This is a genomic window from Arthrobacter sp. zg-Y238 (assembly GCF_024385525.1).
Classification (GTDB): Bacteria; Actinomycetota; Actinomycetes; order Actinomycetales; family Micrococcaceae; genus Arthrobacter_B; species Arthrobacter_B jinronghuae.
This window is the reverse complement of sequence record NZ_JANFLU010000001.1, coordinates 389,895-412,075: the sequence shown is the minus strand read 5'-3', so window position 1 is coordinate 412,075 and position 22,181 is coordinate 389,895. Positions and strand designations below refer to the sequence as shown.

General features: G+C 66.4%; 22 protein-coding genes. 9 read left to right on the top strand and 13 right to left on the bottom strand.

Annotation, left to right across the window (positions count from 1 at the left end; translation table 11 throughout):
- Positions 1 to 4: 4 nt before the first annotated feature.
- On the bottom strand, positions 5 to 1,147 hold the full coding sequence (locus tag NNX38_RS02065) for a serine hydrolase (protein ID WP_255796494.1): 1,143 nt from the start codon (positions 1,145 to 1,147) through the stop codon (positions 5 to 7).
- Positions 1,148 to 1,244: 97 nt separating this feature from the next.
- Positions 1,245 to 1,811 (bottom strand): GNAT family N-acetyltransferase, encoded by a 567-nt coding sequence (locus tag NNX38_RS02060; RefSeq protein WP_255796493.1) that lies wholly within the window; start codon positions 1,809 to 1,811, stop codon positions 1,245 to 1,247.
- A gap of 101 nt (positions 1,812 to 1,912) precedes the next feature.
- Here NNX38_RS02060 and NNX38_RS02055 point away from each other — a divergent pair, with 101 nt between their 5' ends.
- Entirely contained in the window at positions 1,913 to 2,533 is a 621-nt protein-coding gene (locus tag NNX38_RS02055; protein ID WP_255796492.1) for a hypothetical protein, read from the top strand.
- A gap of 13 nt (positions 2,534 to 2,546) precedes the next feature.
- On the opposite strand, the gene NNX38_RS02050 is transcribed toward NNX38_RS02055, so the two are convergent.
- Positions 2,547 to 2,735, bottom strand: a complete 189-nt coding sequence (locus NNX38_RS02050; RefSeq protein WP_255796491.1) for a hypothetical protein — start codon at positions 2,733 to 2,735, stop codon at positions 2,547 to 2,549.
- A gap of 171 nt (positions 2,736 to 2,906) precedes the next feature.
- Between NNX38_RS02050 and NNX38_RS02045 the strand changes: the two genes are divergently transcribed.
- Positions 2,907 to 4,304, top strand: a complete 1,398-nt coding sequence (locus tag NNX38_RS02045; protein WP_255796490.1) for a rhodanese-like domain-containing protein — start codon at positions 2,907 to 2,909, stop codon at positions 4,302 to 4,304.
- 43 nt (positions 4,305 to 4,347) lie between these two features.
- Here NNX38_RS02045 and NNX38_RS02040 read toward each other — a convergent pair whose 3' ends face one another.
- Positions 4,348 to 4,605 carry a metal-sensitive transcriptional regulator gene (locus NNX38_RS02040; protein ID WP_229950959.1) on the bottom strand — a complete coding sequence of 86 codons (258 nt, stop codon included), beginning with the start codon at positions 4,603 to 4,605 and terminating at the stop codon, positions 4,348 to 4,350.
- A 101-nt stretch (positions 4,606 to 4,706) separates the two neighbouring features.
- Here NNX38_RS02040 and NNX38_RS02035 point away from each other — a divergent pair, with 101 nt between their 5' ends.
- Positions 4,707 to 5,297: a rhodanese-like domain-containing protein gene (locus NNX38_RS02035; protein ID WP_255796489.1), complete on the top strand. Its 591-nt coding sequence runs from the start codon at positions 4,707 to 4,709 to the stop codon at positions 5,295 to 5,297.
- Positions 5,298 to 5,339: 42 nt separating this feature from the next.
- Positions 5,340 to 6,098: a sulfite exporter TauE/SafE family protein gene (locus tag NNX38_RS02030; RefSeq protein ID WP_255796488.1), complete on the top strand. Its 759-nt coding sequence runs from the start codon at positions 5,340 to 5,342 to the stop codon at positions 6,096 to 6,098.
- Here the strand turns inward: NNX38_RS02030 and NNX38_RS02025 are convergent.
- The gene (locus tag NNX38_RS02025) at positions 6,095 to 7,477 is read right to left on the bottom strand and encodes a DUF2254 domain-containing protein (RefSeq protein WP_255796487.1); all 1,383 of its coding nucleotides are present in this window, start codon (positions 7,475 to 7,477) and stop codon (positions 6,095 to 6,097) included. The genes NNX38_RS02030 and NNX38_RS02025 overlap by 4 nt on opposite strands.
- 212 nt (positions 7,478 to 7,689) lie before the next feature.
- On the opposite strand from NNX38_RS02025, the gene NNX38_RS02020 reads away from it, so the two are divergent.
- Complete coding sequence (locus NNX38_RS02020; RefSeq protein WP_255796486.1) at positions 7,690 to 9,450, top strand: MDR family MFS transporter; 1,761 nt, start codon at positions 7,690 to 7,692, stop codon at positions 9,448 to 9,450.
- A gap of 1 nt (position 9,451) precedes the next feature.
- Complete coding sequence (locus NNX38_RS02015) at positions 9,452 to 9,916, top strand: MarR family winged helix-turn-helix transcriptional regulator (protein WP_255796485.1); 465 nt, start codon at positions 9,452 to 9,454, stop codon at positions 9,914 to 9,916.
- On the opposite strand, the gene NNX38_RS02010 is transcribed toward NNX38_RS02015, so the two are convergent.
- The 3 genes from NNX38_RS02010 to NNX38_RS02000 form a co-directional block, all read right to left on the bottom strand.
- Positions 9,900 to 11,519: a PAS domain-containing sensor histidine kinase gene (locus NNX38_RS02010; protein WP_255796484.1), complete on the bottom strand. Its 1,620-nt coding sequence runs from the start codon at positions 11,517 to 11,519 to the stop codon at positions 9,900 to 9,902. The two genes, NNX38_RS02015 and NNX38_RS02010, sit on opposite strands and share 17 nt — an antisense overlap.
- Positions 11,512 to 12,327 (bottom strand): alpha/beta fold hydrolase, encoded by an 816-nt coding sequence (locus tag NNX38_RS02005; protein WP_255796483.1) that lies wholly within the window; start codon positions 12,325 to 12,327, stop codon positions 11,512 to 11,514. The genes NNX38_RS02010 and NNX38_RS02005 overlap by 8 nt, the downstream gene beginning before the upstream one ends.
- A 434-nt stretch (positions 12,328 to 12,761) precedes the next feature.
- Positions 12,762 to 13,298: a MarR family winged helix-turn-helix transcriptional regulator gene (locus tag NNX38_RS02000; RefSeq protein WP_255796482.1), complete on the bottom strand. Its 537-nt coding sequence runs from the start codon at positions 13,296 to 13,298 to the stop codon at positions 12,762 to 12,764.
- Between the two features lie 93 nt (positions 13,299 to 13,391).
- Here NNX38_RS02000 and NNX38_RS01995 point away from each other — a divergent pair, with 93 nt between their 5' ends.
- Positions 13,392 to 15,254, top strand: coding sequence for an ABC transporter ATP-binding protein (locus tag NNX38_RS01995; RefSeq protein ID WP_255796481.1), 1,863 nt, complete (start codon positions 13,392 to 13,394; stop codon positions 15,252 to 15,254).
- Here NNX38_RS01995 and NNX38_RS01990 read toward each other — a convergent pair.
- The 3 genes from NNX38_RS01990 to NNX38_RS01980 form a co-directional block, all read right to left on the bottom strand.
- On the bottom strand, positions 15,244 to 15,648 hold the full coding sequence (locus NNX38_RS01990; RefSeq protein WP_255796480.1) for a VOC family protein: 405 nt from the start codon (positions 15,646 to 15,648) through the stop codon (positions 15,244 to 15,246). The genes NNX38_RS01995 and NNX38_RS01990 overlap by 11 nt on opposite strands.
- Positions 15,649 to 15,713: 65 nt before the next feature.
- The gene (locus NNX38_RS01985) at positions 15,714 to 16,085 is read right to left on the bottom strand and encodes a VOC family protein (protein WP_255796479.1); all 372 of its coding nucleotides are present in this window, start codon (positions 16,083 to 16,085) and stop codon (positions 15,714 to 15,716) included.
- A gap of 94 nt (positions 16,086 to 16,179) precedes the next feature.
- The gene (locus NNX38_RS01980) at positions 16,180 to 16,635 is read right to left on the bottom strand and encodes a MarR family winged helix-turn-helix transcriptional regulator (RefSeq protein ID WP_255796478.1); all 456 of its coding nucleotides are present in this window, start codon (positions 16,633 to 16,635) and stop codon (positions 16,180 to 16,182) included.
- A gap of 90 nt (positions 16,636 to 16,725) precedes the next feature.
- Here NNX38_RS01980 and NNX38_RS01975 point away from each other — a divergent pair, with 90 nt between their 5' ends.
- Positions 16,726 to 17,973, top strand: a complete 1,248-nt coding sequence (locus NNX38_RS01975) for a multidrug effflux MFS transporter (RefSeq protein WP_255796477.1) — start codon at positions 16,726 to 16,728, stop codon at positions 17,971 to 17,973.
- 84 nt (positions 17,974 to 18,057) lie between these two features.
- On the opposite strand, the gene NNX38_RS01970 is transcribed toward NNX38_RS01975, so the two are convergent.
- A complete protein-coding gene (locus tag NNX38_RS01970) occupies positions 18,058 to 20,577 on the bottom strand; it encodes an MMPL family transporter (protein WP_255796476.1) in 2,520 nt (839 codons plus the stop codon).
- The gene (locus NNX38_RS01965) at positions 20,570 to 21,280 is read right to left on the bottom strand and encodes a TetR/AcrR family transcriptional regulator (protein WP_255796475.1); all 711 of its coding nucleotides are present in this window, start codon (positions 21,278 to 21,280) and stop codon (positions 20,570 to 20,572) included. The genes NNX38_RS01970 and NNX38_RS01965 overlap by 8 nt, the downstream gene beginning before the upstream one ends.
- Positions 21,281 to 21,413: 133 nt before the next feature.
- Here NNX38_RS01965 and NNX38_RS01960 point away from each other — a divergent pair, with 133 nt between their 5' ends.
- Positions 21,414 to 22,181, top strand: coding sequence for an SDR family oxidoreductase (locus NNX38_RS01960; RefSeq protein ID WP_255796474.1), 768 nt, complete (start codon positions 21,414 to 21,416; stop codon positions 22,179 to 22,181).

Genomic DNA, 22,181 nt, shown 5'->3' with positions numbered 1-22,181 from the left:
CCAGCTATGTAGCGGTGTCCCGAATACTCCCCCGCAGCTCCCCGAACGGTTTCCAGAAGAAATCGAAATGATCCTGCGGGCCGCTCAGGAACCGCTGGGTGAACACGACGCCGATGTCTCCGTTGGGATAGACAGCGGCGCTGGTCCCGGATCCGCCGAGCCATCCCCACATGCCCGGCTCGGACCAAGGCGCGCCCAGTCCGGTCTGTACGGCGGTCATGAATCCCCAGGACTCGTCCGGGCCTGCCAGTTCCGCCACGCCGACCTGCTGCAGGGAGGTCAGCTGGTCCGCAGTCATCTGGTGCCGCAGCTCGGCCGGCAGCACCGTGTCATCCGCGAGCCCGCTGAGGAAGCGCAGGAAGTCCGGCACGGTGGAGACCATCCCGCCAGCCAGGGAGGCAAACTTCGGCGGCCCTGCCAGTGCATCCCGGTAGGACACCGCCTCGAACAACCCGCCTTCGTCGTTGGCTGCGTACACCACCGGGAAATGTTCGGTGCCCGTCGGGAACCCGGTGCCGGTCAGCCCGAACGGTTCGCTGATCCGCTCCTGCACCAGCTGATCTAGGGGCGTGACCGTGGCTGCCGGGAGCAGGACCGAGAGCACGTCCGCGCTGGAGTGGTACATCCAGCGCTCCCCCGGCTGATATGCCAGGGGCAGGCTGCCGAGCCGAGTCAGATACTCCTCGGGGGTCATGTCCGGCGGGTTGGGTCCCCAGAGGAAATCCTGGGTAGCAGCCACATAGGGTGTCGGATCTAAGTCGACGCCGAGCCCGGCGGTGAAGGTCAGCAGGTGGCGCACCGTTACGGGGCCGCGGGCCGGGACGGTCAGCGTCAGAGGGGCATCAGGGGTGGCCAGCACCCGCAGGTTCGCAAGCCCCGGCAGCCAGCGGCCGGCCTCGTCACTCAACCCGAGCGTGCCGTCGGCCACCAGGCTCATGGCCAGGGCGCCGCCGATCAGCTTGCTCAACGAGGAGATGCGGAACGGGGTGTCCTCTTCCATCGACTCGGACTGGTCGAGTCCCAGCGAACCGGTGGCGAAGATTTCGGTCTGCCCGTTGATCCGGACCCCTGCCACCAGTCCCGGGCACCAGCCCGATTGGACGGTCTCGGTCAGAGAATCCCAGAGGGGTGCGGCGATGCCTGGCATGCCTCAACTGTCCGCTTCCGCGGGGCGGGGCGTCAACGGACGAGGGCCTCAGGTGCACCCGAACGGATGATTGCGGACACACCGTCCCGGGCGCCGGCTAGCTTTCGTGTCCCCTGACCGCCCCATAGATGAGCAGGTCCCGCCGCTGTCCGGAAATCTCCATGTAGCTGCGCAATAGTCCTTCCTGCTCAAAACCCGCGAGTTCCGCGGTGCGGATCGAGGCGGTATTCCACGGCTCGATGTACAGCTCTACACGGTGCAGTTCCGGCATGGTCCAAGCGAACTCCAACGCGGCCAGGAGCGCCGAGGCCGCGAACCGGCGGCCGCGGGCCGACGGCGTAATCCCGTAGCCGGCCTGGGCACGGCCTTTCTCCAGCTCCCGGACCCACAGCCCCAGCTGTCCCACGCAACGGTCGGTGCCGGCGTCGGCCACCGCAAAGGAAAAGCCGGCGCCCTCCGCGTACCGGTTCCGCTGCCGCTCCACCCACTCCAGCGCCTGTGCAGCGCTGGCGTTCCCGGCCAGGGTGCCGATGGCGGGGAAATACTCGTCCCGGGACATCTCCATGACCGTTGCCACGTCTTCATCCCGGAAGGCACGGAGGCGCACGTTTCCGTGCTGCGGGTCGACGGACGGCCAGGAGGGCATGCCGGTGCTGGTTTCCATGGCGACAGCCTGCCACAGCCGCACCCCGGTGTCCGAAGGCGCGGCTTGGGATCTCTCGGAGACAATGTACGGATACCTGCCCCGCACGGAATCGAGGAAGCATGACCACCGTCAGTCTCAGCGTCAGCATTCAGCGGAAGAAGCTGCTGCCCTGGCAGCGCCCGGATACAGTCTTCAAAACCCGAATGGACGTGGAATCCGTGGACATCTCCGAAGCTCCGGTCGCGGGCGTTTATGAGCCTGGAAGCGAATACTCCGGCGAATCGCTCCGCATCCGAGGCGGGGACTGGTTCGTTAGCCTGGGCCAGGACGCCCGGGAGGTCATAGACCTTTCCGCCCACATCCACGGACTCTTCCGGACGAAGGACCAGTCAGCGGCAGAGGAAGCCGCCCGCAGTGCCGCGGATGAGTTCCTCGTGATCGCCGGCACCGTCTGGAAGAAGATCGGTGAGCCCTACTACGAGATCATCGACTCCAGGGCGGACGGTGAGCGCGGCACCACCATACTGGCGAACTGCAACGCCAACTCCCCTGTCGAGGACACCGCCTACTGCTACGGTGCGGACGAGCGTGAGCAAGCCGCGAAGGACGCAGCGGACCTCGCCGACCGCCGAGGGCGCAGTAAAGAGGTCTGCCTGGCGCTGCAGGATTTCGCCGGCATCGCTGTGACCCCCGAAGCCGTCCTGACCATCAGGCACGGGATACAGCCCGACGGCCACTAGGCCGGCCCTGCTCTTACTTCCTGCCGAACAGTCTCCCCAGCCATCCGCCGGCGGGCTGCGCGCCGGCCGGCGTTTTGCCGGTGCCCGTGCCGCAGCTGCAACGGTCCGCCTTCGGCACCCCGCGCATCACCTGGTCAACGTGGTTCCCGCACCCGGCCCACGTGGTTTTGCCGCATTTGCGGCACGTTACTGCTCGGCACATTCTGCTTGTTCCTTGGCTCGAATTCCTACGGGACACTGCGCCCCTCCACTATCGTGGCAGATACCCCCTAGGGTATGCAAAAGAGCAACCGCTGAGTTGCCTGCATACCCCCTAGGTATTACGGTCGAAGCAGAACGGATACCCCCGGGGGTGTCTAGAAAAGGAGATTCCATGCTGCTCGAACGCATCTATGACGAGGACCTGGCCCAGGCAAGCTACTTCATCGGCTGCCAGCGTCAGGGGGAGGCCGTGGTGGTGGACGCCCGCCGCGACATCAACACCTACCTGGAGCTCGCCGCCGCCAACGGCATGCGTATTGTCGCGGTGACCGAGACGCACATCCATGCCGACTACCTCTCCGGCACCCGCGAGCTCGCGGCCGCCACCGGCGCCGACATGTACGTTTCCGGCGAAGGCGGCACGGACTGGCAGTACCGCTTCGAGGCAGCCCGCCTGCACGACGGCGACACCGTTTCCCTCGGCAACATCACCCTCAAGGCCCTGCACACCCCTGGCCACACGCCGGAACACCTTTCCTTCCTGGTGACCGACGGCGCCTTCAGCAGTGAACCCGGCTACCTGCTCTCCGGTGACTTTGTCTTTTCCGGAGACCTGGGCCGGCCCGACCTGCTGGATGAAGCCGCCGGGGGCGTGGACACCCGCTTCGAAGGCGCCCGGCAGATTTTCCGCAGCCTGCAGGAGAAGTTCCTGACCCTGCCTGACCACGTTCAGGTCTACCCCGGCCACGGCTCGGGCAGCGCCTGCGGCAAGGCGCTGGGCGCGCTCCCCTCCACCACCGTGGGCTACGAACGTCTTTACGCATGGTGGGGCCAGTACCTTGCCGCCAATGACGAGCAGGGCTTCGTGGATGAACTGCTCGACGGCCAGCCCGATGCCCATGCCTACTTCGCCCGGATGAAGCGCGAAAACCGGCAGGGGCCGGCTGTGATGGGCGAACGCGCCCCGCTGCAGGAACTCCCGGCCGACGACGTCGCCCGCGGACTGGCACAGGACACCCTCACCTTCGTAGACACCCGTCCACACGGACAGGTCCACGAGGGAACCGTCACCGGATCAGTGAACATCCCCGCAGGCACCAAGACCGCCAGCTTTGGCGCCTGGGCCGTGGACCCCGAAACCGACAGCCTGCCGCTGGTGCTGTTCGCCGCCGATCAGGAGTCCGCGCAGGAAATGTGGGACCACTTGGTCCGGGTCGGCATTGACCGGGTGGCCGGATTCACCACCACCATCGACGGGCTGCCGCAGACCACGCCGCGGCTAATCCAGCCGGAGGAGCTGGACGGCTTTGACGCAGCTCTGGTCCTTGATGTCCGCAACCGCACCGAGCACACCGCCGGACACATTCCCGGATCGGAGCAGCTCAGCGCCGGCCGGGTGCTCTGGAACCTGGAGCGGCTGCCGGACGAGGGCACCATCGTGACGTACTGCCAGAGCGGGGTGCGTAATTCCGTGGCCGCCAGCGCCCTGCGCCGGGCCGGGTACGACGTCGTCGAACTGGATGGCAGCTACGCCGGCTGGTCCAGTATGCAGGCCCGCATTAACAGCTGATTTCCGGATGGCAGGAGCGGCGGGCTACCGCCGCCCCTGCCGCTTAGGCCAGGGAGAGGAAGAGCTTTTCCAGGTCCTTCTTGTCCATCGAACCGTCATCATTGAGCAGGCACTGCTCCAGGCCGGCCGCGATAATTGCGAACCCTGCCTTGTCCAGTGCCTTCGACACAGCTGCCAGCTGCGTGACGATGTCCTTGCAGTCCCGCCCCTCCTCGAGCATGCGGGTAACCGCGGTCAGCTGCCCCTGAGCCCGCTTCAGCCGGTTGATGACGGGCGCGAGTTCGCTGTTATCCAACTGCATGGACTTCTCCTCCAGTGGTGATTTTCTTACCGGAAGTATACCCCCAGGGGTTTCGCTCCGGCTTTCCCGCAGAACTACCCGCCTACAGAAATGAGGGCCCCATGGCCTCCTCCGCTTCCCCTGTGACAGACCTCGACGCCGCCACCCTGCAAAACTGGATGACCCGGCACGAGGACCTCGCGATCCTCGATGTCCGCTCCGCCGCCGAGTTCGAGAGCATGCACATCCCCGGCTCCTACAACGTGCCGCTGCCGCTGCTGGCCGAACATGCCGACGAGCTGGCCAAACGCCTGGGCAACCGCGTGGTGCTGGTCTGCCAGTCCGGCGTCCGCGCCGAGCAAGCTCGTGGACACCTCGCCGGTGCCGCCGTCGCCAACGCCCGGGTCCTCACCGGCGGCGTGCCCGCTTTCGCAGCGGCCGGCGGCGACGTCGTCCGCGGTGCCCAGCGCTGGTCGCTGGAACGCCAGGTCCGCATGGCGGCAGGCTCCCTGGTGATCGCAGGCCTCGCCGGCGGGCGTTTCATTTCCCCCAAGGTGCGCCTGCTGGCCGGAGGAATCGGCGCTGGGCTGACATTCTCCGCTGCGACCAACACCTGCGCCATGGGCCAGGCCCTGTCGAAGATGCCCTGGAACAAGGCGGCGTCCGAGCCCACGGTACAGTCCGTCATCAGCCAGCTGCCCGCGGTCCGCTAACCCGCCTGCCTACCGCTCCCCCCGCTTCCAAGGACACCATCCATGACCGTCACCCTCGCCGCAACCCTCCTGCTTTCCGTGCTGATCGGGCTCTCGCTGGGCCTGCTCGGCGGCGGCGGGTCCATCCTCACCGTCCCGATCCTGACCTACGTGGCCGGCATGAGCCCCCGCGAGGCCATTGCTTCTTCGCTGTTCGTGGTCGGCGTGACCTCGGCCTTCAGCGCCGTCAGGCACGCCCGCCGGGGCCGGGTGAAGTGGCGCACCGGGCTGCTCTTCGGCGCGGCCGGGATGGCAGGCGCGTTTGGTGGCGGCCTGCTTGGCGGACGGATACCGGGAGCGGTGCTGATGGTCGCCTTCGCCCTGATGATGATCGCAACTTCGGTGGCGATGATCCGCGGGCGCAGGGGCGGAGCCGTGGAATCCCATAGCAAAGAGCTCCCGGTAGGGAAGGTCATTGTCGAAGGCCTTGCCGTGGGTCTGGTGACCGGCCTGGTGGGAGCCGGCGGCGGCTTCCTCGTGGTCCCGGCGCTGGCCCTGCTGGGCGGGCTTTCCATGCCCGTGGCGGTGGGAACTTCGCTGGTGGTCATTTCCCTGAAGTCCTTCGCGGGACTGTCCGGTTACCTCACCACTGTGTCTCTGGACTGGGCTCTGGTGGGCAGTGTGACCGCGGCGGCCATCGTCGGGTCACTGATCGGCGCCCGGCTGGTAGGACGTATTCCGGAGGCCGCGCTGCGCCGTGGCTTTGGGTTCTTCGTACTGGGCATGGGCATTTTCGTCCTAGCCATGGAACTGCTTCCCTAGACGGACCGGGTCTCCCCCGCCCGGTCCGCAAAGGCGGACTCCAGGTCCCCCACCAGGGCTTCCTCCACCCGGCGGGCCATATCGCGGACCTCCTGCTCGTCTGCCACCGCCAGGTTCCGCGACGTGTTCTCGAGCACCAGCGAGGATTGCCGGCGGATCTCCTCGCGCTGGTCATCATTGACGGCATTGGCCGCACAGTCACGCAGCAGACGCTGCACGGCGGTGAGCACAATCGGTTCGGAATCGGCGAAGCGCCGGACCGGACCGCAGACCAGGTCCATGAAGTAGCGGTAGTCGCGGCCCACGGTAACCAGCCGCAGCACGCCGTCGTTATCCTGTTGCCCCTCGGGGCCGAGCCGCCGGTGCGAGATATCCACCAACAAATCCGCGCAGTAGCCCAGCGCGTGGGCGGCCGTGATCGGATCATTGATGCTCGGGGAAATGGCCTTGACCGCAATGTCGGTCAGCTGGCGCAGCCCCAGCGCGGCGTCCTGCTCCGGAGTCCGTTCGTAGCCGATCTCCAGTGCACCCGCCAGGGACTCGCGCACGGCACCCAGCGGGACCGGGCCGCCGTCGTCGCTCCAGACCCGGGCCACCGGCGTTCCGATGGTGACGTGGTCGCCGGGCTGCACCTCCATCCGCATAGTCAGTCCGTGTTCGTGCAGCGTCTGGACCAGGGGCTTCGCGTGCACTGCCTGCACGATGCCGCTGCGGCCGACCGGAACGGGAGTGCCGCCGTCGGGCCGGGGAAAGTCCTGTACCTCGCCGATATCGGACGCGGGATAGGTTTCGCGCAGGACCGCCAGGCAGCCCTGATGCGCGTTGAGCATCATGGTGTCCACCCGCAGCGACCGGGTGATATGTCCGATGAACAGCAGCAGCACCACGCCGCTGGCAATACCCAGAATGTAGACCAGACCCACCACCAGCACGGGGACGGGCCGGTCCGCATCCATGCCGTGCAGGCCGGTGATGGACACCATGAAGGTTCCCATCAGCACACCCAAAATAGTCTGGGTGCGGGCATCCCGGGCAAACTCGCGCAGCAGCCGGGGCGAAAACTGCTGCGAGGCCAGCTGCAGCGCCACCACGGTCAGCGAGAAGGTCACGGTGGCCGCCGTCATCACGCTGGTGGCCACCGTCTGCAGCAGGCTGCTCGCGGCGTCGACACCGGTCGGCCAGATCCAGCGTGCCCACGCGACGTCGTCGTCCGGGCGGACCTGCAGCAGCAGCAGGGTCAACAGCACCGCCGCGAGCGAGGCGCAGGTGGGCCAGAACCAGAGGGAGGCACGCAGCGCGTCCCGGGACACCCGGAAGCGTGGCTCCGGAACCGGGTGGTGCGGCGGAAAAGTGGACGAACCATGCACGGTATTGCTCATCAGTGCCCCTTGGAAAACGGAATCTCAGCCACCCTTCATTGTGCCCGGCTTCAGGGTGGCGTGCTCCGATTCCGCAGCTGGACGAGGACCTCGTCACCTTTCCCCATGAGATCAGTCACCGGAAGGCGCATATGGTCAGGACGGCAAAAACCCCGGACGTACCGTTGATTTAAATCAACTTTTGACCGTCGTTCGGCTTTTTGGAGTACCCCATGCCCGTTTCCCCTGCCCCGCAGGGCGCTGTCCCCGCAACCCGAGCCGAGGCGCGGGCTGAAGCAAAACGCAAGCACCGCGCCGTTCTCCAGGCCCTGACCGGCCTGTTGCTCGGCATGTTCGTCTCAATGCTGGCGAACACGGTGGTAAGCACCTCGCTGCCGGTAATCATTTCGGACCTCGACGGCGACCAGGCCGCCTTCACCTGGGTGGTCACCGCCACCCTGCTGGCCACCGCGGTTTCGACCCCGATCTGGGGCAAGCTCGCAGACCTGCTTAACCGCAAGGTCCTGATCCAGCTGGCCCTGATCATCTTCATTGTCGCCAGCGCCGCGGCAGGTTTCGCGCATAACACCGACTGGCTGATCGCCATGCGCGTGGTGCAGGGCATCGGTGCCGGCGGCCTCGGCGCGCTGACCCAGATTGTCATGGCGGACATTGTCTCGCCGCGGGAACGCGGCCGGTACATGGGCCTGTTCGGCGCCGTGATGGCCCTGTCCACGGTGGGCGGGCCGCTGATCGGCGGTGTCATCACGGACACCGTCAACTGGCGTTGGAACTTCTACGTCGCGGTGCCGCTGGCCGCCGTCGCACTGGTGATGATCCAGAAGACCCTGCACCTGCCTCCGCTGAAGAAGCGGAAGGTGCAGATCGACTATGCCGGCATCGTGCTGCTTTCGGCCTCCGTGTCCTGCCTGCTCATCTGGGTTTCCCTGGTCGGCACCGACTTCGGCTGGGCCAGTGCTGCCACCGCATGGATGGTGGGCGGTTCACTGCTGGGCCTGGCGGCGTTCGTTGCCGTGGAGCTGAAGGCCCCGGAGCCGCTGATCCCGTTGACCCTGTTCCGCAACCGGACCTTCACCTTCGCGGTGGTCGGGTCACTCGCCGTCGGCGTCGCCATGTTCGGCACCACCGTGTTCCTGTCCCAGTACATGCAGCTGGCCCGCGGCGCATCCGCGACCATGTCCGGGTTGATGACCATCCCGATGATGGCCGGCCTGCTGATCATCTCCACGATCGTGGGCAGGATGATCACCAAGAGCGGCAAGTGGAAGGCCTACGTGGTGATCGGGTCCGTGCTGCTGACGGTGGGTTTGGTCCTCATGGGCACCATCGAATACGACACGAACTTCGGGCTTGTCTCCCTGTACATGTTCCTGCTCGGCGCCGGTGTGGGCATGGTGATGCAGAACCTGGTGCTCGTGGTGCAGAACGATGTTTCAACCCGGGATCTCGGCGTCGCCAGCTCCAGCATCAACTTCTTCCGCACTATCGGCGGCACCGTCGGTGTTTCCGCGCTGGGTGCGGTGCTGGCCACCCAGGTGACCGACCGGCTGGCCGAGAAGCAGGGCGAACTGATGGCGGCCATCGGCGCGCTGGGCGAGGAGGGCAAGGCGGTCGCCGCATCGCTGGCCTCCGGCAGCATCCCGGACGTGAATTCCCTGCCCGAATCCGTGCGTCTCATTGTGGAATCTGTGTACGGCTCGTCGGTGGCGCACATCTTCATGATTGCCGCTCCGCTGGGCGTCCTGACCCTGCTGGCCGTGCTCTTCCTTCCGAACCTGCCGCTGGGCAGCCTGACCCGGCACGAGAAGATGCAGGCCGAAGAAGCTGCTGCGGCGTCCGGCGAGGATTCCGGGAAGGCGGCTGATTCCGGGACTGCCGCAGAGACGGTAGCCGCCGTGTCCGAAGAAGCCGCCGGGCAGAATCCGGACGTAACGCCCGGAAAGGATGTTCCGGCCGGAAAGAACAACGCATAGGGTGACGACGTCGGCAGCCGGGGACGCTGACAACATCGCCTTCGAGTCCGCCGTCCTGGAAGTGGAACGCGAGTTCTCGATGATGCTTGCCGCCGCGCGGGGGACGTTCAAGGACGCCGCCGCGGCGGTCCATCCGGGCCTGCAGCCGCTGGGGTTCACGGTACTGATGACCCTGTACCGCGGCGGCGAATGCCCGCAGGGCAGCGTGGCCGAGGCCCTTCAGGTGGACAAAGCGCTGCTCAGCCGGACGGTGTCCCAGCTGGAAACCCTGGGCCTGGTGGTCCGCCGGGCGAACCCTTCCGACGGGCGGGTCCAGCTGCTGGACCTTACTCCGGAGGGTCGGGTCCGCTTCGAGAATGCACATTCTGCGAAGCGGGCCCTCCTGCGGGACCGGCTCGGCAGCTGGACTCGGGCCGAGCTCCAGAACCTTACGGACCTGTTGAAGAAGCTCAACGAGCGGGACTGATTCCGGCCGCCGTTTCCGCTGCCAGCGGCAGGGACACCGTGAATTCGCTTCCCTGCCCCGGGCTGCTGACGAAACTCAGCTTTCCCCCGTGCGATTCCACAATGTTCTTGGTGATCACCAGGCCCAGGCCGACCCCGGGCACAGCCGAGGCGACAGCACGGCGGGACCGGAAGAACTTGGTAAATACCTTTTCCTGTTCGGCCTTGGTCATTCCGATCCCGGTGTCTGCAACGGAAAGGCGGACCGCGTACTCGTCCTGCCGGAGGCGGATTGTCACTGTCCCCCCGTCAGGGGAGTACTTCACGGCGTTGGACAGCAGGTTATCGACCACCTGGGCCAGGCGCTGCGGATCCGCGTCAACAGTGAGCGACGCCGGAACCTCCGACACCAGGTCCACCCGTCCCGCAGCGGCCTTCGGGGATACGGACACCACGCCTGCCCGCACGATTTCGGCCAGGTTCACCGGCCGGCGGTCCATTTTGGTGGCTCCGGACGCTACGGACAGCAGATCGGACACCAGCGCCAACAGCCGTTCCGAGTTGCGCAGCGCAACATTCAGCGCTGAGGTCACCTCCGGCGACAGCCCCTCCTCGTCCAGTGCGAGGTCAAGGTAACCCATGATCGAGGTCAGCGGGGTCCGCAGTTCGTGGGACACGCTCGCCACGAATTCCTCCTGGGCCGCGACGGCATGGACCAACCGGCTGACGTCGCTGTAGGCGATCACCGAGCCGGAAAACGCTCCTTCCGTCCTGATGGGCCGGGCAGAGACGTTGAGGGCTATCTGGTTTCCACAGTCCAAGGAACCGAACCATACCAACCGGTTCGAGAAGGACTCGCCCGCGACGGCCCGTCTCACCGGACTCTCGGCGTCGGACAGGGGCGTGACGCGGTCCGGACCAAAAATCGGCCGTTCCCCGCCCGGGGCGACTTCCCCTTGAACCCTGTTCCAGGCGGACTGGAGATGGGCGTTTGTCAGCACGGTCTTGCCCTGCGCGTCCACCACAAGCAGGCCGACGTCGATCGTGTTCAGCACCGTTTCCAGCAAGGCTTCGCGCTCCCTGCTCTTCGTCAGGTTCGCCTGCAGGACGCGGTCTTTCTCCTCCAGTGCCTTCTGCTTTTCCCGGGTTTCTTCTTCCGCTGCGGCCCGCGCTGCTTCAGCCGCCTCAGCTTTGCGCAGGGCAGCCACCAGTTCCCGCTCGTAGAGCCTGCGTTCGGAGGCGTTAAAGACGGCGATCCGGTCCACGCCGGCGCCGTCTCGGGCGTCTTTTTCTTCCGAGCGCACCCCGGAGAGGAGAACCGGAATCAGCTCCCCGTCTGCGGACACCAGCTCCGCCGCCATTTCGTTAAAGCATCCCGCCACGGCCAGCTGAGGAACTGCATAGGAAGCGAATACCACCCGGTCCCCCACGGGCATCAGGTCAATGATGTTGCCGCCGAGCAGCCCCTCCCTGGAGCGCCCGGTCCATGAGGCCAGAGTCCGGTTGACATCCAGGATCGTTCCGTCCGTGGTGAGGACGAGATATCCGGAGGCAGCCGAATGGAAGTGTTCCTCATAGTCGGCGCCCCCGGCGGCGCCCATGTCCTTACCGGCAGAGCTAGGCACGGGCAGTCACCAACAGGTACTTGAGAATGGCCTCCGCCGTCTCCCGGGGTGCGCTGAGGTGTGGCATGTTTCCGCGGGCTTCGAGTTCCACGCGGGTACTGTCAGGAAGATGGTTGTGCAGGAACAGCGACGCCGGTTCCGGGGTCAGCGGGTCCGCCCTCGACTGCAGGATCAAGGCCGGGACAGACACGTCGGGGAGCACCTTCCGAACATCCGTGGCAAAGGACATCTGCAGGAAGTTCCGAACATACTCTGGGTGCAGGCGGCACATCTTGTCCGCCAGCTCCACACTGACCTCGGAGTCAGAATCGTCGCCCGCTATCTCCGGAGCCATCGCCCTTGCCCATAGGGGGTAGTTGGCCTCCACGGCCTTCAGGACACCCTCAATATCCTCCGCTCGGAACCCGCCGATATACCCGTCGTCATTGATGTAGCGGGGCGAGGTGCAGAGCAAAACGAGACGCGCAATCCGCGGGTTGCGGGCCGCGACCGCCAGGGCCATAGTCCCGGCGATGCTGTGCCCGACGACGGTGGCGTCCTTCAGCTCCAGGACCTCAAGAATCTCGGTCAGGTCCGTCAAATAACCTTCCAAGGCAGCGTATTTGGCGGCGTCGTAAGCCTCCGGATCGGCACCGCCGGTTCCTACATGATCAAACAGCACCACTTTGTAGGTGTCCGTAAAGAACGGCAGGATCCGATCCCAGATCACCTGGTCACAGCCAAATCCCTGTACCAGCAGCAGTACAGGGCCATCTGGACGTCCAAGCACCCGGACATTGTTGCGCTCAATTACTGCCTGCGCATTCATCCTGCACCTGCTTTCGGTTGGTTTATTCGATGCCGACCTGAGGGCTTGGCAGCGGACTGCAGCCCGCTGCCAACGTTGCTAATGGGCGGCGCGGTCAGCGGACGGAAGAGATCGGGAAGTTCACGGACATCCGGCGGAGAATTGGAGCGACACGGGCCGCTAGTGGTTCTGCGCGGGAGTTCTACGCCGTTTTCCCTACAAGGTCCAGGCGGATTCTTCCGGGGGCGGCGGGGAACTGACTGCGGGCCGTGCCGGAGCTGCGAAACCAGCCCGGGCGAGGGGCTTACCGCTCGTTTTACACATGAAGTAGAGACCTTATATCGAGACTTTGTTCAATCACCAGCAAATTGCTGCCAAGGAAGGCACGCAGCAACGCGTGAAATTCCCCGTTCGAAATCTAACAGAATGACCGCCACAGGAGAAAATCAGGCTGCTTAGCTTTCCATTGTGTTTGCGTTCCGGGAATATCCATCCCCGCTACCGCCGAGTTCCCCCAGAATCCGCGCCAACTCCGCCCGGTCCCCCGGCTCCAGGACGGAAAAGAACTCGTCCGCCTCGCGCTTCCGGTCCGCCAGCACGGTTTCCCGCAGCCCCTCCCCCGCTTCGGTAAGCGTGAGCAGCGTAGCCCGGCGGTCGGAGGGATGCGCCCGACGCTCCACCAGCCCCTTGGCGGTCAACTGGTCCACCACCTCCGTCGCCGAGCGCGGGGCAATGCGCAGCCGCTCCGCCAGTTCCTTCAGCCGCAGCCCGGGCTCACGCGCGGCGTCGGCGGAGTCCTGCGCGCCGTCGTGCGCCACTCCGTGCGCCTCGGGCCCGTGCCCCGCTGCCCGGGCCACTGCACTCAGCGCCCGGAACTGGTGCGGCGTCAGGTCATACGGGGCCAGCTGCTGCATCCACCGCTTCCGCAGTCCGCGGAACGCCGTATGCATCAGTTCCCCCAGGGCCGCCGGATCGGCAGAAGCATCAGTCATGAAAACAGTCTACCCATTTCGTGGTAACCACATAATGAGGTAACCTCTGCATTAGCTGCCGAATCGCATCTCGCGGCAGCAACAGGAGGAACCATGGCTATTCCCGAAGCGGCCCCCGAAGGCCCCGGAAGCGGCAGAGGACCAGGCGGCGGCCGCGGCCCCGCAAAGCTGAATCCCGCCGACCAAAAGCAACTGAACCGACACCCGGTTCACCTGCGGCGCATCGCCGCACTATTCGCCCCGCACAAGGGGACCATCGCCGTCGTCGTGCTGCTCATCTCTGCCTCGTCGGTGGTCGGCCTTGCACAGCCGTTCCTGGTCCGCGCCGTGATTGACGACGCACTGCCGCACGGCAACACCCGGCTGCTGCTGTTCCTCACCGCTTCCATGGTGGGCGTGGCAGCACTGACCGCCGCCATCGGCGTCATCCAGACCTGGCTGGCCACCAGCATGGGCCAGCGCGTTATGCACACCCTGCGCGTTGATCTTTTCACTCACCTGCAGGCCCAGTCGCTCGGCTTCTTCACCCGCACCCGCGGCGGGGAGGTGCAGTCCCGGCTCACGCACGACATCTCCGGCATGCAGTCCGTGGTCACCACCACCGCCACGGGCGTGGCCTCCAACCTCACGACGGCGGTCGCCACCGCCGTCGCGATGGTGGCCCTCTCCCCCGGGCTGAGCCTGATCTCGCTGGTGGTGCTTCCGCCGGCCATCTGGCTCTCCCGGCGGGTGGCGATGATCCGCCGCGACGTCACCGACGAACGCCAGCGCGAGCTCGCCGCCCTGCACACCCAGGTGGAAGAAGGCCTCTCGGTCTCGGGCGTCCGCCTGGCCAAAACGCTGGGCACCGTTCCGCGCGACGCCGACCGGTTCCGCGCCCGCTCCGAAACCCTCGTGGGACTGGAACTGCGCAGCCAGCTCGCAGGACGCTGGCGGATGGCCACCATGCAGATTGTCTTCGCAGCCATTCCGGCCGTCATCTACCTGGCCGCCGGCTTCCCCGCCACCAGCGGCGGCATGACCATCGGCACCCTGGTGGCCTTCACCGGACTGCAGGCCGGCATTTTCCGGCCGGTCATGGGCCTGCTGAACATCGGCGTGCAGTGGGTGACCGCCCTGGCGTTCTTCAGCCGGATCTTCGAATACCTGGACCTCGAGCCGCAGATCCGTCCCGCGGAAAACCCGGTTCGGCTGGACCCGGCAACCGTCCGCGGCGACGTGCGGTTCGAGGACGTTCACTTTGCGTACGACGACGGCACCGAAGTCCTGCACGGCATCAACCTGGCGCTGCCCGCAGGGACCGCCACCGCCGTCGTCGGACCCACCGGCTCCGGCAAGAGCACTCTGGCATCCCTGCTGCCGCGGCTCAACGACACCGGCTCCGGCCGCGTGACGATCGACGGCGTGGACGTGCGCGAGCTGGCACCCGAAGACCTCGCCCGGATTGTCGGCGTCGTCTCGCAGGAGACCTACCTGATCCACGCCTCCATCCGCGAGAACCTGCTGCTGGCGGATCCGGATGCCACAGATGAGCAGCTCTGGTCCGCGCTTGCCGCCGCGCAGATGGCCGACACCGTCGGCGCCCTGCCGGACGGCCTGGACACCCTGGTGGGTGCGCGCGGCCACCGCTTCTCCGGCGGGGAACAGCAGCGGCTCGCCATTGCCCGCACCATCCTGCGCAACCCGCCGGTGCTCGTCCTGGACGAGGCCACCTCGGCGCTGGACAACACCACCGAAGCGCAGGTGCAGCTGGCTCTGGAGCGGCTGTCCGCCGGGCGCACCACACTGACCATCGCGCACCGGCTCTCCACCGTGGAGAACGCAGATCAGGTGGTGGTGCTCGACGCCGGGCGGGTCATCGAAGCGGGCACGCCGGCCGAGCTGCGGGCTGCCGACGGCGCGTTCGCCCGGCTTGCCGCGCATACCGCCACACTGGAGGACAACCTCAGCCGCTAATCTGCGCGGCGCCGGCCGCCCCGGCCGGCGAGGCCTGGCAGAGGCAGAACGGATGGCCTGCCGGATCCAGGAACACGCGGAAGGTCCTCCCCAGTTGCTGCTCGTGCTTGGTTGCCCCAAGCGCGAGAACCGCGGCTTCCCCTTCGTCCAGATCGTCCACATCGACATCGATATGCATCTGCTGGGGAATATGCTGGCCCGGCCAGACCGGCGGAGTGTAGTTTTCCACCTTCTGGAAAGCGAAGCGCTGGCCGGTGACGTCGGAGATTTCGGTCCAGTCGCCGTCGTACCCGTCCAGGTCCACCTTCCAGTCCAGGAGGGCGCCGTAGAAGATGGCGAGTGCCTCGGGGTCCGGGCAGTCGATAACTGTGCTGGGTACTCGTGCGATAGCCATGGCTGGAACCTTAGAGCACCCTGCCGCCGGCTGTCACGGGAATTTTTGCTCGCCGGCGCCGGGCTTCAGTCATCCTTCCAGCCGACGCAGAGGCAGAACGGATGGCCGGCCGGGTCAAGGAACACCCGGAAGGTCTCCCCCGGCTGGTACTCGTGCTTGGTTGCGCCAAGGGCGAGGACCGCCGCTTCCCCTTCGTCCAGATCGTCCACATCGACGTCGATATGCATCTGCTGGGGAACGTCCTGGCCGGGCCAGGCCGGCGGCGTGTAGTTCTCCACCTTCTGGAAAGCGAAGCGTTGGCCGGCGACGTCGGTGATGTCGGCCCAGCCGTCGTCGTCCACGCTCACCTTCCAGTCCAGGAGGGCACCGTAGAAGGTGGCGAGTGCCTCGGGGTCCGGGCAGTCGATGACAGTGTTGGGAACTCGCGCGATAGCCATGGCGGGAAGCTTAGGACCCTCTGCCGCCGGCTGTCACGGGAATTTCGGCTGCCGGTTTACATTTCTGCTGCCGGTTTCATGTGGCAGCCGTCGCCTAGCCCCGGGTCTGCATCGCGCGGTTAAGGGCAACCAGCGCCCCCGACGCCGCCTCCAGCGCTGCCCGCTGTTCCGCATTCAGCCGCTCGATGCCGGCACGGATAGGACCCGCCCACGCGTGGGCAATGACCTCGTTCTGCGCCCGCGCCTCCTCGGTGGGCAACAGAAGGCTGACCCGCCGGTCCGTCGGGCTGCTCGACCGCGTCACCAGCCCGCGCTCGGCCAATGTACGGACGGCGGCACTGGCATTGCTCTGCTTGAGCCCCATCAGCCGGGCCAGCTCCGTGACCGTCAGGCCGGGGTTGTCCAGTACATGCTTGAGCACGGCCAGCTCGGTGTTCGGCAGCGGCTCGATCCCGGTGATCTCGGGCGCCTTCCGGTGGATGTTCCAGGAAAGATCGCGCAGCAGGTCCGCAATTTCGCGCGTTGCCGCCGGTACGCCGTCGTTCGTCATGCCAACGATCCTAGCGCATATCTTAGTATATATATGTCCACATATGCTATGCTCGCTCGGCACTTAAACGGTTTTAGAAGAAGGTTTTTCATGACGAGCACCACGCTCCCCGCACCGCCCACCAAGCGGCCCAACGCCGGCATGCTGACAGGCATCCTGGCCCTGCTCACCGCAGTGGCCCCGCTGTCCATCGACATGTACCTGCCGGCCTTCCCCCACATGGCGCATGACTTGAACACGAGCGCCACCGGCATCCAGCTCACCATGACGGCGTTCCTGGTGGGCCTGGCCCTCGGCCAGCTGGTTATCGGCCCGCTCTCCGACGGCATCGGCCGCCGCAAGCCGCTGCTGATCGGCTCCTTCGTCGCCCTGCTGGCCACCGTGCTCTGCGCTGTTGCACCGAACGTTGAAATCCTGGCCACCGCCCGCTTCCTGCAGGGCCTTGGCGGCGCCGCCGGCATTGTGCTGGCCCGCGCCATTGTCTCCGACACCTCCCGCGGAGCAACAGCCGCCAAGCTCCTGGGCGTGCTGACCATGATCAGCGTCATTGCCCCCGTGGTCGGCCCGCTGGCCGGCGGCGCCATCATTGCCGCCGGCGGCTGGCGGATGGTGTTCTGGGTCCTCGCGGTTCTGGTCCTGCTGATGTTCCTGGGCGCACTGTTCGGCGTGAAGGAAACACTGCCCGACGCCGACCGCAACCGCGGCGGCCTCAAGACCACCTTCCGAGTGGCGGGCGAGGTGCTGCGCAACCGCAACTACACCGGCTACCTGCTGACCTTCTGCTTCTCGTTTGCCGGTCTCTTCGCGTACATCGCCGCCTCCCCGTTCGTTATCCAGAATGTCCTCGGGATGTCCGAGACCCGGTTCTCGCTGGTGTTCGCCATGAACGCCGTCGCCATCACCATCGTCAGTGCCGTGGCAGCCGCCCTTGCGGGCAAGGCGCCTTACCGCCTGATGATCGGCATCGGCCTGGCTGTGGCCGTCCTGGCTGCCGCCGGCATGCTGATTTCGGTGTCCAACGGCACTCCGCTGGTCCCCACCCTGGTGCTGTTCGCCGTGTTCCAGGGCTCCCTGGGCCTGATCTTCGGCAACGCCACGGCGCTGGCCCTCGAAGAGGCCGGGCACCACGCCGGCACCGGTTCCGCGTTCCTGGGCTCCCTGCAGTTCGTCCTGGCAGCCCTTGTGTCCCCGCTGGTTGGCCTGTGGGGCGAAGAGACCGGCGTGCCGATGGGCGTTGCCATGGTCGGCTTCCTGGTCCTGGCCGCCGCGTCCTTCCTGCTGCTGACGCGCAGGAACACGTCCGTGGAAGCTCCGGCCGAAGAGGCCGCAGTAGTCTAGGCATGCTCTTCCCGTAACAAAGAACGTGCCGCCCCTCCCGAAGGAATGGCGGCACGTTCTTTTATTCTCAGGGAGGGCCGGAGCCTAGCTCCGGACCGGTTCTTCCACCTCTGAGTGCTTCTCATCGACGTGCGGATGGCGGCGCTCCAGGGACGCGCCCTCGACGTCGACGTCCGGCAGGATCTTGTCCACCCACTTCGGCAGCCACCAGGCCTTGTCGCCGGCAAGATGCATCAGGGCCGGGATCAGCAGCATCCGCACCACGAAGGCATCAACGAGGACGCCGAAGGCCAAGGCGAAACCGATCGGCCGGATCATCGTGCTGTGCGAGAAGATGAACCCGCCGAACACGGACGCCATGATGATGGCGGCCGCGGCAACCACCGAGCGGCCGGCGCGGAAGCCCTGGGCCACGGCGAGGCGTGCAGGGGCTCCGTGGACGTAGGCCTCCCGCATGCCCGAACCGAGGAAGAGCATGTAGTCCATGGCGAGTCCGAAGAGGATGCCCGCCAGGATGGTCGGCAGGAAGCTCAGGATCGGGCCGGGGGTTTCCACGCCGAAGATGCCGGACATCCAGCCCCACTGGTAGATGGCCACCACGCCACCGAGCGCGGCGAAGTAGGACAGGATGAAGCCGAGCGTGGCGATGATCGGAACAAAGATGGACCGGAACACCAGGATCAGGATCAGCAGGGACAGTCCCACCACCACGCCGAGGTAGAGCGGCAGGGCTTCGCCCAACTTCTCGGAGATGTCGATGTTGCCGCTGGCGGAGCCGGCCACGCCGATCTCATAGTCGCCGTTCTCGCCCTCAATCGGGGACATGCCGCGCAGCGAGTTCACCAGCGCCTCGGTGGATTCACTCGTGGGGCCTTCTTCCGGGATGACCTGGAAGGCGGCCACGCTGCGGTCCTCGGAGGTGCCGATGGGGGCGACTGCCGCCACATCGTCCTGGTCGAAGATGGCGCTGGCAATCTCGTTCTGGGCTACCAGTGCTTCCTCTTCGCTGGGCTCGCCGGGCAGCTCCGCCACCAGCAGCAGCGGGCCGTTCTGACCTTCCCCGAACTTCTCGGAGACGGCGGCATAAGCCCGGTACTGGGTGGTGTCGTGGGATTCGGAAGAACCGTCGGGAAGGTTCAGCCGGAGGTCCATGGAAGGCACCGCCAGCAGCAGCAGCGCGGCAATGGAGGCAACAACCGTGATCACTGCACGGCCGGTCGACATGGGCTTGGCCTCCGCGAGCTGGGGGCGGCCTTCCTTGGAGTCGGCGCCCTCGGCCGGGGTGATGGCAGCGCGTTCCTTGCGGCTGAGGATGCGCATGCCGACAAGCTTCAGCAGTGCCGGGGTCAGGGTGACCGCAACCAGGACAGCGATGGCAACACAGGCTGCCCCCACGGTTCCCATGAGGCCCAGGAACGGGATCCCCGTGATGTTCAGGGCGAGCAGGGCGATGAACACGGTGGCACCGGCGAACACCACGGCATTGCCGGAGGTGCCGTTGGCCAGCGCAATGGATTCCTGCAGGGAGAGGCCGGTCTTGAGCTGCCGGCGGTGCCGGTTGACGATGAACAGTGCGTAATCAATGCCCACTGCCAGGCCAAGCATCAGGCCGAGTACGGGGGTCACCGACGCCATTTCAACCACGCCGGAGAAGGCCAGTGCGCCGAGGGCGCCGATGCCGACACCGATCAGGGCGGTCAGCAGCGGCAGGCCGGCCCCGATCAGGGTCCCCAGCATCACAAACAGGACAATTCCTGCGATGACGAGGCCAACTACTTCACCGATGCCGAAGAGTGCAGGCACCGCGGCAGAGATCTCGGCGGAGTAATCGACTTTCACCCCGTCGATAGGCTCGTCTTCAAAGACGGCCACTAGGGCGTCCTTGGTTTCCTCCGTCACTTCCATCTGCGTATCAGTGAAGGTCACGTTCAGGATGGCGGCGCTGCCGTCCTCGGAAACCATGCGGATCTCCTCGGCCATGTCCAGCAGGGCTGCACCCTGTTCGGCCTGCACCGCGCCGGCTTCCAGCTCTTCACTGCCGGCGTCCAGTTCCGCGCGCTTGGCATCCAGCTCGGCCTGCTGCGCGTCCAGTGCGGCCATCATTTCGGCGGGGGTGCCGGCTGCTTCGGCCTGCTGCCGTGCGGCGTCGAGCTGGGCCTGCCCGGCCTCCAGCTGGGCGCGGCCGTCCTCGATCTGGGCGCGGCCCGCCTCAACCTGCGCCAGGCCTGCCTCGAGCTCCTGGCCCTGCTTGGCACGGTCCGCCTCGGTGGCAAACGGATCAATGACGGCTTCCACGCCGTCCATCTCGGCGGCCTTGGTGACCCACTCAGAGATTTCCTGCTGCTGGGTATCGGTGAAGCGGGAGCCGTCCTCCGTCTGGACCATCACGGAACCAGAGCCGCCCGATGCCTGCGGAAGCTTCTCCTGTAGGCGTTCGGTGACCTGGGTGGTGGGCGTGTCGGGAATGGAGAAGGCGGTGGTGAGGGTGCCACTGAAGAGCGTGTAGGCCACACCGGCCACCACGAGCACAGCGAACCACGCCGCCAGCACGGAGCGTGCACGGCGGGCTGCCGCTGCTCCGAGGCGGTAGAGGAATTCAGCCATTGAGAGTCTGTCCTTTAGAGGGATGGTTGGAGGAAACTACGGAACTAGGGCAGGGTTGGCCGGCTTGGCCGGCCGGTCCGGCGGCATGGCCGGACCGGACGGTATCAAGGAGCTGGTCCAGCATCGTCGCCCAGCTGCGCCGGGACTGCGGGGTGTCAACGGCGCCGGTGGCGCAATGCCAGTGGTGGTAGAGCACCCCCAGTCCGCTGGTCAGGGCGCCCACCAGAAGGTGCACGCTGAGTTTGTCGGCCTCGGGGTGGCGGCTAAGCATTACGGCCGAAAGCCGTTCACTGAGCTCGGTGAACGCCCGCAGGGCCATGGGATGTGCCGTCACCGCCGGGCCCCCGTCGCCAAGCACGCGGTTCAGGTAAGCCATGGGTGCCACCAGATCCGCGTTGCGGAACGCCTCGGCGATCTCATCCAGCACTGCCGGGCGGCCGACGTCGGAGGTCGGGACGGCCGTCAGGCTGGCGACGGCAGCGCTGAGTATGTCGCTGCAGACCTCCGACACAATGTCGTTGACGGAGGCAAAGTGGTTGAACACCGTGCGGCGGGAAACATCCGCGCGTTGTGCCAACTCGTCCACGGTGAAGTCCGTGGCCTGGCGCTCGTCCATCAGCGCGGCCGCGGCAGCCACAATATCCTGCCGGTGGCGGCTTTTCAGCGCTTTGCGGCGGTCTTCAACCGGGAGGATGGTAAGCACGCTTCTACACTACGTGCATCATTGCACTGGGTGCAAACGGTTCCGGAAGGCATCAGCTACCCTTCCGGCCTCCACAAACACCCCGTCACCCTGTTCCATTAAGACTGCACCGACATCCCACGGAGGAGACCCCATGAGCACAATCTTGGTTGCAGGCGCCACCGGCAGCATCGGGCACCTGGTTGTTGAAGAGGCCCTGAGCGAGGGTTACACCGTTCGTGCCCTGGTCCGCGATCCCGCCAAGGCAGCCCGGATACTCCCTCCGGCAACGGAGATCGCGGTTGGGGACGTAACCCGACCGCAGACCCTGCCCGCAGCAGTGGAGGGAGCGGACGCGATCATCCTGACGCTGGGTTCCGATGCCGGAGGCTCAAGCCCCGAGGACGTGGACTACGGAGGAGTGCGCAACCTCCTCGAAGCCCTGGCCGGGCGCCGGGTCCGCGTGGTGCTGATGACAGCCATCGGCGACACCAGCCGGGCCGCAGGATACGGCCATCTTCTGGACTGGAAACGCCGTTCCGAGAGGCTGGTCCGCGCCAGCGGCCTGCCCTATACGATCGTGCGGCCCGGCTGGTTCGACTACGCGGGCCCCGACGAGCACCGCCTGGTTGCCCTGCAGGGTGATACCCGGCGCACCGGAACCCCGGCCGACGGCGCCGTCGCCCGCCGCCAGATCGCCCAGGTACTCGTCCACGCACTCTCCTCCGACGCGGCCGTGGGCAAGACCTTCGAGCTGGTTGCCGAGAAGGGCCCGGCCACCGAGGACTTCGATGAATTCTTCGCTCCGCTGGCACCGGACCGGTCAGGCTCCCTGGACGGGGTGCGGGACGAGGAGAACATGCCCCTGGCACAGGAACCCGAGCAGGTGCGGGCCGATCTGGCGGCGGTGGGCGGGGCCTGA